Source organism: Streptomyces sp. NPDC049879 (assembly GCF_044461265.1).
Lineage (GTDB): Bacteria > Actinomycetota > Actinomycetes > Streptomycetales > Streptomycetaceae > Streptomyces.
This window is the reverse complement of the sequence record NZ_JBITKT010000005.1, coordinates 553,427-565,248: the sequence shown is the minus strand read 5'-3', so window position 1 is coordinate 565,248 and position 11,822 is coordinate 553,427. Positions and strand designations below refer to the sequence as shown.

General features: G+C 73.5%; 13 protein-coding genes and 1 rRNA gene. 9 read left to right on the top strand and 5 right to left on the bottom strand.

Translation table 11 applies throughout. The features are described from left to right. The 6 genes from rrf to ACIBPC_RS20730 form a co-directional block, all read left to right on the top strand. Positions 1–92, top strand: a 5S ribosomal RNA gene (gene rrf / locus ACIBPC_RS20755); the annotation flags it as partial. Positions 93–192: 100 nt separating this feature from the next. Continuing rightward, positions 193–1,362: an acetoin utilization protein AcuC gene (locus tag ACIBPC_RS20750; RefSeq protein WP_362965776.1), complete on the top strand. Its 1,170-nt coding sequence runs from the start codon at positions 193–195 to the stop codon at positions 1,360–1,362. 608 nt (positions 1,363–1,970) lie between these two features. After that, positions 1,971–2,177 (top strand): helix-turn-helix domain-containing protein, encoded by a 207-nt coding sequence (locus ACIBPC_RS20745; RefSeq protein ID WP_052849337.1) that lies wholly within the window; start codon positions 1,971–1,973, stop codon positions 2,175–2,177. 223 nt (positions 2,178–2,400) lie between these two features. Continuing rightward, positions 2,401–2,499: a 30S ribosomal protein bS22 gene (locus ACIBPC_RS20740; RefSeq protein ID WP_003948845.1), complete on the top strand. Its 99-nt coding sequence runs from the start codon at positions 2,401–2,403 to the stop codon at positions 2,497–2,499. 87 nt (positions 2,500–2,586) lie between these two features. Beyond that, positions 2,587–3,639 carry an NAD-dependent epimerase/dehydratase family protein gene (locus ACIBPC_RS20735; protein ID WP_398846552.1) on the top strand — a complete coding sequence of 351 codons (1,053 nt, stop codon included), beginning with the start codon at positions 2,587–2,589 and terminating at the stop codon, positions 3,637–3,639. Continuing rightward, a complete protein-coding gene (locus tag ACIBPC_RS20730) occupies positions 3,632–4,579 on the top strand; it encodes a lysophospholipid acyltransferase family protein (RefSeq protein ID WP_362965772.1) in 948 nt (315 codons plus the stop codon). The genes ACIBPC_RS20735 and ACIBPC_RS20730 overlap by 8 nt, the downstream gene beginning before the upstream one ends. A 19-nt stretch (positions 4,580–4,598) precedes the next feature. Here the strand turns inward: ACIBPC_RS20730 and ACIBPC_RS20725 are convergent, their stop codons facing one another. Then, a complete protein-coding gene (locus ACIBPC_RS20725) occupies positions 4,599–5,360 on the bottom strand; it encodes an SDR family oxidoreductase (protein WP_398846550.1) in 762 nt (253 codons plus the stop codon). Between the two features lie 155 nt (positions 5,361–5,515). Between ACIBPC_RS20725 and ACIBPC_RS20720 the strand changes: the two genes are divergently transcribed. Next, the gene (locus ACIBPC_RS20720; protein ID WP_398846548.1) at positions 5,516–6,355 is read left to right on the top strand and encodes a helix-turn-helix domain-containing protein; all 840 of its coding nucleotides are present in this window, start codon (positions 5,516–5,518) and stop codon (positions 6,353–6,355) included. On the opposite strand, the gene ACIBPC_RS20715 is transcribed toward ACIBPC_RS20720, so the two are convergent. Beyond that, complete coding sequence (locus ACIBPC_RS20715) at positions 6,274–6,885, bottom strand: hypothetical protein (RefSeq protein WP_398846546.1); 612 nt, start codon at positions 6,883–6,885, stop codon at positions 6,274–6,276. The two genes, ACIBPC_RS20720 and ACIBPC_RS20715, sit on opposite strands and share 82 nt — an antisense overlap. A gap of 78 nt (positions 6,886–6,963) precedes the next feature. Between ACIBPC_RS20715 and ACIBPC_RS20710 the strand changes: the two genes are divergently transcribed. Next, positions 6,964–7,440, top strand: a complete 477-nt coding sequence (locus ACIBPC_RS20710; RefSeq protein ID WP_398846544.1) for a MarR family transcriptional regulator — start codon at positions 6,964–6,966, stop codon at positions 7,438–7,440. A gap of 63 nt (positions 7,441–7,503) precedes the next feature. Here ACIBPC_RS20710 and ACIBPC_RS20705 read toward each other — a convergent pair whose 3' ends face one another. The 3 genes from ACIBPC_RS20705 to ACIBPC_RS20695 form a co-directional block, all read right to left on the bottom strand. After that, positions 7,504–8,757 carry a DUF5667 domain-containing protein gene (locus ACIBPC_RS20705; RefSeq protein WP_362965761.1) on the bottom strand — a complete coding sequence of 418 codons (1,254 nt, stop codon included), beginning with the start codon at positions 8,755–8,757 and terminating at the stop codon, positions 7,504–7,506. Between the two features lie 263 nt (positions 8,758–9,020). After that, positions 9,021–9,908 carry an ECF subfamily RNA polymerase sigma factor, BldN family gene (locus ACIBPC_RS20700; RefSeq protein WP_362965759.1) on the bottom strand — a complete coding sequence of 296 codons (888 nt, stop codon included), beginning with the start codon at positions 9,906–9,908 and terminating at the stop codon, positions 9,021–9,023. 352 nt (positions 9,909–10,260) lie between these two features. Beyond that, positions 10,261–11,286 carry an HAD family hydrolase gene (locus ACIBPC_RS20695; RefSeq protein ID WP_398846542.1) on the bottom strand — a complete coding sequence of 342 codons (1,026 nt, stop codon included), beginning with the start codon at positions 11,284–11,286 and terminating at the stop codon, positions 10,261–10,263. An 82-nt stretch (positions 11,287–11,368) separates the two neighbouring features. Between ACIBPC_RS20695 and ACIBPC_RS20690 the strand changes: the two genes are divergently transcribed. Further along, on the top strand, positions 11,369–11,674 hold the full coding sequence (locus tag ACIBPC_RS20690) for a glutaredoxin family protein (protein WP_362965755.1): 306 nt from the start codon (positions 11,369–11,371) through the stop codon (positions 11,672–11,674). Positions 11,675–11,822: the final 148 nt, after the last annotated feature.

Genomic DNA, 11,822 nt, shown 5'->3' with positions numbered 1-11,822 from the left:
CGCCCGGTTACATTCCGAACCCGGAAGCTAAGCTCTCCAGCGCCGATGGTACTGCATGGGGGACCGTGTGGGAGAGTAGGTCACCGCCGGACAATTATTGAAAGAGTAGGGCCCGTTGACACCTCAACGGGCCCTACTCGCATTTGTGTGCCGCCGCCGGGCGGTGTGCGGGCGGGCGATAATGTGGCGTCCATGAGCGGCACAACGCGACTGATGTGGCATCCCGACGTCATGGGATACGACTTCGGTCCGACGCATCCCATGAACCCCGTCCGGCTCGTGCTGACCATGCGGCTGATCGAGGCCTTCGGGCTCGACAGCCGGCTCGACGTCGTCGCGGCCCCGCAGGCCGGTGAGTTCACGCTCGGCCTGGTCCACGACGCCGACTACCTGGCGGCCGTGAAGCGCGCCGGGGCCCGACCCCGGGACGCCGACGAGTCGTTCGGCCTCGGGACCGAGGACACCCCCGCGTTCCCCCGCATGCACGAGGCCGCCGCGCTCATCGCGGGGCAGACCGTCGCCGCCGCCGAAGCGGTCTGGAACGGCGACGCGGCCCACGCCGTCAACTTCACCGGCGGCCTCCACCACGCCATGCCCGGCGCCGCCTCCGGGTTCTGCGTCTACAACGACGCCGCCGTGGGCATTGCCCGCCTCCTGGAGCTGGGTGTCGAACGCGTCGCGTACATCGACACCGACGCCCACCACGGCGACGGCGTACAGGCCGCGTTCTGGGACGACCCGCGCGTCCTCACCATCTCCCTCCACGAGCACCCCCGCACGCTCTTCCCCGGCACCGGACTGCCCTCCGAGACCGGCGGCGGCGGGGCGGACGGCTCCGCGGTGAACGTCGCCCTCCCCGCGGGCACATCCGACGCCGAGTGGCTCCGGGCCCTCCACGCGACCGTGCCCGAACTCCTCGCCGCCTTCCGCCCCCAGGTCCTCGTCAGCCAGCACGGCGCCGACTCCCACTTCGAGGACTGGCAGAGCAACCTCACCCTCAGCCTCGACGCGCAGCGCGCCGCCGCCGACGCCTGCCACAGCTGGGCCCACGAGTACGCCGACGGACGCTGGCTCGCCCTCGGCGGCGGCGGGTACGCGGTCGTCGACGTCGTGCCGCGCAGCTGGACGCACCTCGTCGCCATCGCCGCCCACAGCCCCCTCGAACCCGGCACCCTGGTGCCCGACGAGTGGCTGCGGACCGTCTACGCGCTGACCCGCCAGCAGGGGCCGCGGCGCATGACCGACGGCCGGACGCCGGCACCACGTCCCTGGACGGCGGGCTACGATCCGGCCAGCGCCGTCGACCAGGCCGTCCTGGCCACACGGGGCGCCGTCTACCCCGCACACGGGCTCCTGCCCTGACGGACAGCGGGCGGTCCACACCCAGGCGCCGGACCCTCCTGGCCACCGAGCGCAGGCCGGCTCAGCCCGATGCACGCGTCCACTGTCGACATAGCGACCCTATTCCGCCTACGCAGGCGGTGGTCGAGGACCGGGTCGCGCACGGGTCGGGTCATGCGCGCGGCATATGCGCGGCGGTGGTCGTGCGCCGGTGCGCGGGGGCGCTCGCCGGACGGCGGCGGCCGTACGCGCGGCGGGCCGCGGAGGCGGGCCGTTGGGCCGCGTTTGCCCTGGGGTGCGGCCGATCCGCAGGTCAGCCCCGTGGGTGACGGCGGCCGCCGCGTGCCGCGCAGGGTGGCGCATCGTCAGCACAAGGGGCGCACAAGGCAGTTGAACGTGTTGTGTGAACGCTGTGGACGGCGCACGTCGATCTTCGCGAGCCGCCCACGCGCTATGTGTTCAATCGGGCTTCTCTGTCACGGTAAGAGCCCCCTCGTAGTAAAAGGGTGGTTGCGGCACCTCTTCCCCACTCGCATCACCCGCACCTAACCTGGGGAGGAGCGCACATGCGAGAGGGAGTCACCGGAGGGGAAGCCGGTGTCCGACATGTGCGGAAGGTCAGGTGTGACATGGCTGCTGAAAGGCTTCTAAGCGAGGCCAAGTTCCTGACCGTGGCGGAGGTCGCCGCGGTGATGCGAGTCTCCAAGATGACTGTGTACCGCCTGGTGCACGCCGGTCATCTGCCCGCGATCCGGGTGGGAAGGTCCTTCCGGGTCCCCGAGCAGGCCGTCCACGAGTACCTCCGGGAATCGTTCGTGGGCGTCGAAAGCGCGTAAGCCCGCACGCAGGGAAGCAGAGAGCAGGGAAGCCGGGAAATGCCACCCGGACCGCGGTGACCGCCGTAATCGCGCACAGCGGTGACGGGCGTGCCGCCGCGGCCGGGGGATTCCCGCACCCCTCGATTAACCCGCACCACTCGGTGACCGGTAGGCTGGCCCCATGTAGGTCGTGTGGGCTCCGACGCCCCGCACCGGGAAAGCGAAGTGAGCGAGGGTAGTCGTGGGCTCTGTTATCAAAAAGCGGCGCAAGCGGATGGCGAAGAAGAAGCACCGCAAGCTGCTCAAGCGGACGCGCGTTCAGCGCCGCAACAAGAAGTGAGCGAGCGCCGCTGACCGGCCCTCCCGTCCGAACGGCGACGGGAGGGCCGTACGCTTGGGACCCTGAAGCCTGGGGCAGGGGGGTCTCGTGGGCAGGACCGTGCTCGTCACCGGCGCCGCCCGGCAGCTCGCCGGCCGGTTCGTCCGCCGCCTCCTGCGGGAGCAGGACGACCGTGAGGAACTGCGGGTCGTCGGGGTGGACGCCGTGCCGCCCGACCGGCTGCCCGAGGACGCGGAATCGTTCCGCTTCGTCCGCGCCGACATCCGGCAGCCCTCCGTCGTCACCGTCCTCGCGCAGCACGCGGTGGACACCGTGGTGCACCTCGACGTGCACGCGTCGTCCGGGCCGCACGGCGGCGGGCGGGCGACCGCCAAGGAGATCAACGTCCTCGGGACGCTCCAACTCCTCGGCGCCTGCCAGAAGATCCCGACGCTGCGCCGGGTCGTCGTCGCGTCCAGCACCCAGGTCTACGGGAGCACGCCGCGCGATCCGGCGGTCGCGGACGAGGCCAGCCGCCTCGCCGCCCCCGCCGGGGGCGGGTTCGCGCAGGACGTCGTGGAGATCGAGGGATACGTACGGGGCTTCACGCGGCGCTGCCCCGATGTCGCGGTGACCGTGCTGCGGTTCGCGCACGTGCTCGGCCCCGGCGCCGAGACCCCGCTCGCCGCCTACTTCCGCCTGCCGGTGCTGCCCACCGTCCTCGGCTACGACCCGCGGCTCCAGTTCGTGCACGAGCAGGACGCGGTCGACGTGCTGTGCCGGGCGGTGCGCGGCGAGGGGCCGGGCGCCGTGGGGCCCGGCGCGTACAACGTGGCGGGTGAGGGCGTCCTGCTGCTGTCGCAGGCCGCGCGGCGGCTCGGAAGGCCCGTCGTGCCCGTCCTGCGGTCGCTGACGCCCTGGCTCGGGCCCGGCGCCCGGGCGCTGGGCGTGCACGGGGTGTCGGGCGAGCTGTTCAGGACGCTGACGTACGGCCGTGTCGTGCGGACCGACGCGCTGCTGGCCGCGACGGGCGGGCCGCTGGAGTACTCCACCGCCGGGGCGTTCGCCGACTTCGCGTCCGTCCACGGCCCCGGGCTGCTGCCGCCCGCCCTGCTCGGGCGGGCCGTCGACCGTATCGAAGGGGCGCTGCGCCATGGCTGACGCGAAGGTCATCCCGATCCAGGAGGGCACCCGCAGGCTGCGGGAGCAGCGGGTCGCGGACGGCGCCGCGCCTGGCGGGGAGGACCGTACGGGGGCGGGGGACGGGCTGGACCGGGCGCTGGCGCGGGGGCTGGCGTTCCTGCGGCGGCGGGTCACGGGCGACTACGAGGTGGACGACTTCGGCTTCGACCGCGACCTCACCGACGAGGTGCTGATGACGGCGCTGCGGCCCCTCTTCGAGAAGTACTTCCGGGTGGACGTGCGCGGCATCGAGAACGTGCCCGCGACCGGCGGCGCCCTCCTCGTCGCCAACCACTCCGGCACCCTGCCCTGGGACGGCCTGATGCTCCAGGTCGCCGTCCGCGACCGGCACCCGGCGGAGCGGCACCTGCGGCTGCTGGCGGCCGACCTGGTGTTCCGGCTGCCGGTGGTGAACGGGCTGGCGCGCAAGGCCGGGCACACCCTCGCCTGCGCCGAGGACGCCAGGGAGCTGCTCGACCGGGGCGAGCTGGTGGGCGTCATGCCGGAGGGCTTCAAGGGCCTGGGCAAGCCGTACGCCGAGCGGTACAAGCTCCAGCGGTTCGGGCGGGGCGGGTTCGTCGCGACGGCGCTGCGGGCGGGCGTGCCGATCGTGCCGTGCGCGATCGTCGGCGCCGAGGAGATCCACCCCATGGTGGGGAACTCGCGGGTCCTGGCGCGGCTGCTGGGGCTGCCGTACTTCCCGGTGACGCCCACGTTCCCCTGGCTGGGGCCGCTGGGCGCGGTGCCGCTGCCGACGAAGTGGACGATCCAGTTCGGCGAGCCGATCGAGACCGGGGACCGGCCCGCCGAGGCGGCCGAGGACCCGATGCTGATGTTCCAGCTGACCGACCAGGTGCGGGAGACGATCCAGCACACGCTGTACAAGCTGCTGGTCGGGCGGCGTTCGGTCTTCTTCTGAGGGCGGGGCGGCGGGGCGCTCACGCCTGGCGGGTGGGCAGGGCGACGATCTGCCGCAGGTTGACGTGCCGGGGGCGGCTGACGGTGTACGCGACCAGGTCGGCGATGTCGTCGGCGGACAGGGTGCCGAACGCGTCGGCCATGCCGTCGAGCTGGCCGGCGAGCCGGGCGTTGTCGACGTGCCCGGCCAGCTCCGACTCGGTGAGGCCCGGCTCGATGTTGGTGACGCGCACGTCGCGCGGGCCCAGTTCGGTGCGCAGCGACTGGGACAGGTAGGTGAGCGCGGCCTTCGTCGCGCCGTAGACCGCGTAGTCGGGGAACGGGATGTGCGCGCCGATCGAGGAGATGTTCACGAGGTCGGCGGGCGCGCCGTCGGCCGCGGCGGCGACCAGGTCGGGCGTGAGGGCGCCGATGACGGTCAGGGCGCCGGTGAGGTTGGTGTCGATCATGCGCCGCCACTCGTCGGCGCGCCCGGCGGCGACGGGGTTGGGCAGCATGACTCCGGCGGCGTTGACGACGAGGTCGACACGGCCGAACGCCTCGTGGGCGCGGTCGGCGGCGGCCCGTACGGCGGCGGGGTCCGTGACGTCGGCGGTGACGGCCAGGGCCTGGCCGCCGTGCGCCGTGACGGTGTCGGCGAGGGCGGTGAGGCGGTCGGCGCGGCGGGCGGTGAGGACGACGCGGGTGCCGTGGGCGGCGAGGGCGCGCGCGGTGGCGGCGCCCATGCCGCTGGCGGCTCCGGTGACGAGGGCGGTGCGGCCGGCGAGGGTGGCGTAGGACATCGGTGGTCTCCTGGGGAGTCGGGGCCGGGCGGGGGGTTGTTCCGTCCGGCGGGGACCACACTCGTACGGCGCGGGGAGCGGAGGCAGGGGGATGGTTTTCCTGGGTCTGGCAGAACCAGTCTGGGCTGTCGGCCGGGCGGTCTACGATCGGGCGCATGGCGACGGACGCGCACATAGGGGACTTCCTGCGGTCGCGCCGTGCGCGGATACGGCCCGCCGATGTCGGGCTGCCCGAGTACGGCAGGCGGCGGGTGCAGGGGCTGCGCCGGGAAGAGGTCGCGCAGTTGGCCGGGGTCAGCGTGGACTACTACGTGCGGCTTGAGCAGGGGCGCGGGCTCAGTGTCTCGGACGCGGTGCTCGACGCCGTGGCGCGCGTGCTGCGGCTGGACGCGACGGAGCGGGAGTACCTGTACGCGGTGGCGCGCCCGGACAGGAGCGGCGCTGGGGTGCCGGCGGTGCAGGACGTACGGCCGGGGCTGCGGCTGCTGCTCGACTCGCTGGCCGGGACACCCGCGTTCGTCCTCGGGCGCCGGATGGAAGTCCTGGGGTGGAACGCGCCGGGTGACGCGGTGATGGGCTTCAGCCGGATGGGGCCGGGGACGCCGGACATCCCGCGGCACTGCTTCCTGGACCCGGCGTCCCGCACGCTGTATCCGGAGTGGCCGCTGGTGGCCGCCGAGTGCGTCGCGTTCCTGCGGCTGGCGGCGGCGCGGCACCGGGACGACGGTGAACTCGCGGCGCTGGTCGAGGAGCTGTCGCTGCTGAGCGACGACTTCCGCCGCCTGTGGGCGGACCACGGGGTCACGGAGAAGACGTTCGGGGTGAAGCGGCTGCTGCACCGGACGGCGGGGGAGCTGACGTTCTCGTACGAGACGCTGCGGACGCCGTCCGACGAGGACACGCTGCTCGTCGTCTACACGCCGGAGCCCGGCACGGGGACGGCGGAGCGGCTCGCGGCGCTGACCGCGGGGGCCGTGGGCGCGCCGCCCGCCTGATCCTTCGCGGTGGCGGAGAGGGCGAGCGCGCGCAGGCGGCACGCGTACCAGCTCGTCGCCAGGCAGACCACGAGGTAGATGCCGACCGCCTGGAGGGCGAACGCCGGGTAGTGGAAGATCCAGCGGTCGGCGGCCGGGTCGGTGCCGAAGGCCGGGTTGTCCTCGATGTGCGGCACGAGCCAGGCGAGGGCGCCACCGGCGCACTGCGCGCCGATGTAGAGCGCGACGAACTCGCCGAGCCGCCGCGCGTACGCCCGGCGGTCGTGCCGTATCAAGGCGCGTACGCGGGCGCGTGCCGTGCCGGGGCGCCACCGTTCATCACCGGGCGCCACCCGGGCCGCGACCTCGGGTGCGACGACCACGGCGGCCACGACCAGCGCGCACAGCGCCGTGACGCAGAGGGCCATGGTCGTCTCGGAGCCGACGCGGCTGCGCATCTGGGGCAGCGACTGCACGGCGAGGATCGGCAGGTTGACCAGGAGGGAGGCGGCATAGACGCGGCCGAGGACGGTTCGGGGGGCGCTGACCATGGGCCGAGTCAAGCACAGGTATCTCACTTTGGTGAAGGGTTTTTCTTCACCGAAGTGAAAAAGGCGTAGGGTCGCGCCGTGGACACCGAGAAGGACAGGCCGCCGGACGGCGCGGCGCTCGGCGCCGAACTGAGCCTGCGCGTGGTGCTCTTCCACCAGGCCGTCGCCGACCGGCTGGGGCTCAACGCGACGGAGCACAAGGTCCTGGGCCTCATCAGCCGCAACCCCGGGATCTCGCCCGGCCGGCTCGCGGCGGAGACCCGGCTCAGCGACGCCGCCGTCACCAAGATCGCCCACCGCCTCGTCGCGCTCGGCTACGTCAGCAGGCGCCGTGACGCGGCGGACGGGCGGCGCGTGCGGCTGGCGGCGGGACCGGCGCACGGCCCGTCCATGGGCGCGCTGATGCGCCCGCTGGCCGAGCGCATGGCGCGGGTGACCGGGGAGTTCACCGAGGACGAGCTGCGGACGATCGGGCGCTGGATCGACGGCACCATCGGCGCGCTCCGCGACGCGACGGCGGCCCTGGGCGAGGAGGAACCGCGCGCCCAGGAGTGAGGCGGGGACGGGTGTGCCCTCCCCAGGGCCGGGGAGGGCACACCCGCGTACCGGACGGCGCGCCTAGTCGGTGTCCCGCTCGCCGACGTCCAGGCCGAGCCCCGGCAGGAGGTCGTCCACCAGCGGCGGGATCGTGATGTCCGGCCGCGGCAGGCCCGTGCCCGGGGTGCTCGGCTCGGCGCTCGGCGAGGGCCCGGCCGACTCGCTCGGCGCGCCCGCCGAGGGGCCGAGCAGGTCCACGCCGTCGAGGAGGCCGTTCCGCTCCGCCGGGGAACGCCGCTCGTCCGGGTCCGCCGCCGGGCTGTCGTCACCGCTCGGGGGGCTGGGCGACGACGGGGCGGTGGGCGCGGACGCGGTGGCGTCCGTACGGGCGGGCGGGCCGCCGCGGTCGTCGGCGGCCGCCGTGCCCCGCGGCTCGTCGGGCAGGAGGGACTGGAGGGGCGCGATGTCGTCGTCCATGCGGTCGAAGACGTGGCTGACCTCCGTGCCGACGTCCCGCAGCTCCGGGGGGAGCTGGCGCCGGATGAGCGTCCAGGTCGCCCGGTGGCCCTCGGAGAAGGCGGAGAGCGACTGCATCGGGCCGAGCGAGCCGTCCGCCTCGTACGCCTGGGAGAGCAGGCGGTGGCCCTCCGCGGCGTCGTCGCGCATGTTGGACAGGGCGCGGCGGATCTCGGCGAGGTCGTCGATCCCGAACGGCCCCGACCTGCCGCGCTCCAGGAGGCGGCGCGCCTCGTGCAGCCGGGTGGAGGCGTGGTCGAGGTAGACGCGGCCCCGGTCCGTGTCGCCGTCGGCGAAGTCGAGCCTCAGGTCCTCCATCCCGCGCTTGAGGCCGTAGAGCGTGTCCCCGGGGAGCGCGTCGGTGCTGGCGGCGGCGACGCCGCCGAAGGCACCGGCGGCCACGCCCATGGTGAGCCCCCCGGCGGCGAGGCCCTTGGTCAGCCGCGACCTGGGCCGCAGTCTGGCCAGCGCGCCGCCCTGGACGGCGCGGTGCAGTCCCCGGCCGCCGCGGGCGCGGCGCTGGGCGGGGACCTGTTCGGGGCGCGGCGGGCTCTCGGCCGCGCGGTCACCGGCGAACGCCTCCTGCATCGCGGCGATCAGTCCGGCGCGCTGGGCGGCCCTGGTATCGGGCGCCAGCTCCGGCCCCGGCAGCGCGGCGAGCCGGTCAGCGACCGACAGCAGCGCGGCCTGTTCGCGGGCGTCCGCAGGGATGTCCGCCGCCGTCGCCGCGTCCCCGGGCCGCGGCTCGGCGAGCCGCGGTTCGTCGAGGAGATGGGCGAAGGCGTTGGCCCGGCGGTTCGCCGACACGGAACCGATCACGGGCGGCACCTCCTCTCGTCACAGGCTGCTTCTCTTCACAAGGCGGGCTCCTCGTCACCAGGACGACTCCCTGCGCGGCGCAGAGGTTTCCGGTCCCGGCCATGTCCACCCGGACGGGTGAGAAGCCATGGCCAGGACCCGGCTGTGGGAAGCCCACGAACCCGACAACGAGCAGACAGGCACTCGGGTTACGGCTGGCAGATTATGTGACTGATTGGCGGAGCTTGCTCACGAAGCGTGCGGAGGTGTGCCGGAAGCGTCGCTCAGCGGGCGTCGTCGGGCAGCAGACGGGCCAGGGTGCGGACCGCGCGGTACTGCAGCGTCTTGATGGCGCCCTCGTTCTTCCCCATGACCCGGGCGGTCTCGGCGACCGAGAGGCCCTGGAGGAAGCGCAGGGTGACGCACTCCTGCTGCTGCGGGTTGAGCTTGCGGACGGCTTCGAGCAGGGCGGAGTTGGCGAGGGACTCGAGGACGGACTCCTCGGGGCTGCGCTCGACCTCGTTCGCGTCGAGCATTTCGCCGGTGGTCACTTCGAGGCGGAACCGGCTCGACTTGAAGTGGTCGGCGACCAGGTTGCGCGCGATGGTGACCAGCCACGCGCCGAAGTCGCGGCCCTGCCAGGTGAACGTGCCGATCCGGCGCAGCGCGCGCAGGAAGGTCTCGCTGGTGAGGTCCTCGGCCGTCGCCCGGCCGCCGACGCGGTAGTAGATGTACCGGTAGACGGTGTCGGCGTAGTGGTCGTACAGCTGGCCGAACGCCTCCGCCTCGCCGCCCTGGGCCCGTTCGACCAGGTCCATCATGCGGCGGCTGTCGCTGTCCGCCGCCGGGCGGCGGGCGGTGGAGGTGCCGGCGGCGCCGGAGCGGGCACGTCTGCCCGCGGTGCCGGTGGCCGGTCCCGCCGGGGCGGGTGCGGGGGACTGCGCCACGGCGCCGGCGTCCGCGGTCCGGTCGGCGAGCGCGTAGGCGGGGGCCGCGGGCGCGGGGGGGCGTACGGGGACTGCGGGAACTGCCGGGACTGCGGGGACGGGGACTGGTGTGGCGGCGAGGGGGGGGACGGCATACGCGGTGGGGACGAGGGCGCGCAATCGGTCGAGGACCGTTGAGCGCGGCGCAGCCAGGCCCGAGGCGTCAACCCCGACGTGTGGGTACACGGGACTCCCAGAGGCTTAAGCTTCCAACACGTGCAGTGGTGGGTCCGTCACCCGTCACCTGGCTGGGAACGGCTGGGGACCGGATTGCGTCTGAGGAGAATAACGCTTCGTGCTGACGGTGCTACGCGTAGTTGCGAAAATCGCCGAATAGCTTTGATCTGTGACACGTTGTGGTCGCATCGCCACGCATACGCCATGCCAAAGCTGATCACTTGGTGATCGGGCGTGTGATCGCGTGACCGAGATTGATCAATGGCCGTGCGGAGGTCTGCCGGGCGCCGCCGCGGGGTAAGGCACTCGGAATGCGGGGCACCGCCCTGCGGCCGACCCCGGTACGCGGCGCGGGAAAGCGCTAGCGGCGGCGCCGTTGCAGGGCGAGGGCGGCCATCGCGCCCCCCGCCACGGCACCCGCTCCGGCCGCCGCTGGGACCCCTACGCGGACCGCCTTCCGGCCCGTTCGGTAGTCCCGCAGCCGCCAGCCCATCTCCCGGGCGTGCGCGCGCAATTTGCTGTCAGGATTGATCGCATAGGGATAACCGACAAGCGACAGCAGCGGGATGTCGTTGGCCGAGTCGCTGTACGCGGCGCAGCGCGACAGGTCCAGGTCCTCCGCCTCGGCCAGTGCCCGCACGGCGATCGCCTTGGCGGGACCGTGCAGCGGCTCGCCGACGAGGCGGCCGGTGTAGACGCCGTCCACGGACTCGGCGACCGTGCCGAGCGCCCCCGTCAGCCCCAGGCGGCGGGCGACGATGCGCGCCGTCTCGACCGGCGCGGCCGTGACCAGCCAGACGCGCTGCCCCGCGTCGAGGTGCGCCTGGGCGAGGGCCCGCGTGCCCGGCCAGATGCGGGCGGCCATGTACTCGTCGTAGATGTCCTCGGCGATCGCGGTGAGTTCCTCGACGCTGTGGCCGCGCACGATGCCGAGCGCGCTGTCCCGCGCGTCCTGCATGTGGCCCGCGTGCTCCGCCCCGGCGAGGCGGAAGTACGCCTGCTGCCAGGCGAACCGCGCCAGCTCGCGCTTCTGGAAGAACTTCCGCTTGTACAGCCCGCGGCCGAGGTGGAAGATCGCCGCGCCCTGCATCACCGTGTTGTCGAGGTCGAAGAACGCGGCGGCCCGTGTGTCGCCCGGCGTGGGGAAGACGGGCTCGCCGGTGTCGCCCGCCTCGGCCGCCTCGGCGACCTGTGCCACCGCCGCCTCGGCGGCGGCCTCGCCCGCCAGTTCCTGCCGCGCGCTGCGCGGGGCGGGCGTGGTGGCGTGCTCGCGTTCGGCGGCCTGCTCACCGGCGCTTTCCGTGGCCGTGCGCCTGCGAAGGGTGAACCAGCGTCCCCTGGCGGCGGACTGGGCGGTGCGCGGCTCGGAGGGGCGTGGCCTGGCCATGCGTCGAGCATAGCCACCGCTTCCCGAAGTCCCGGTTGCGTGGGCATGACCACACGGGGCTCCCGCGCGGCACAATGGGCCCATGACTCCCTTGCTCCGCCCGCGCCGCGACCGTTCCGCCGGTGCCGCGCGTCCCGTCACGGCGCCCGCCGACCGGCTCGTCACGCTGATCGGGCGCCCCGGCTGCCACCTGTGCGACGACGCCCGCGCCGTCGTCGAGGCCGTGTGCGCCGAAACGGGCGCGGCCTGGGAGGAGAAGGACATCACGGCCGACGAGGAGCTGCACCGGCTCTACTGGGAGCAGATCCCCGTGGTCCTCGTGGACGGCGAGCAGCACGACTTCTGGCGCGTGGACGCCGGGCGGTTGCGCCGCGCGTTGGGAGCTTGACCCGGTTTGGATTACGATACGAGGTCGTTTTATCCGCCCGTGAGGCAATGGCAGCAATGGTGAGGAGTGTGGCCCGGTGTCCCCGTTGATCCGTGTGGCACCGGTCACTTTGGGCGGACAAAATGGACACCATCTTTGTGCACGCGTT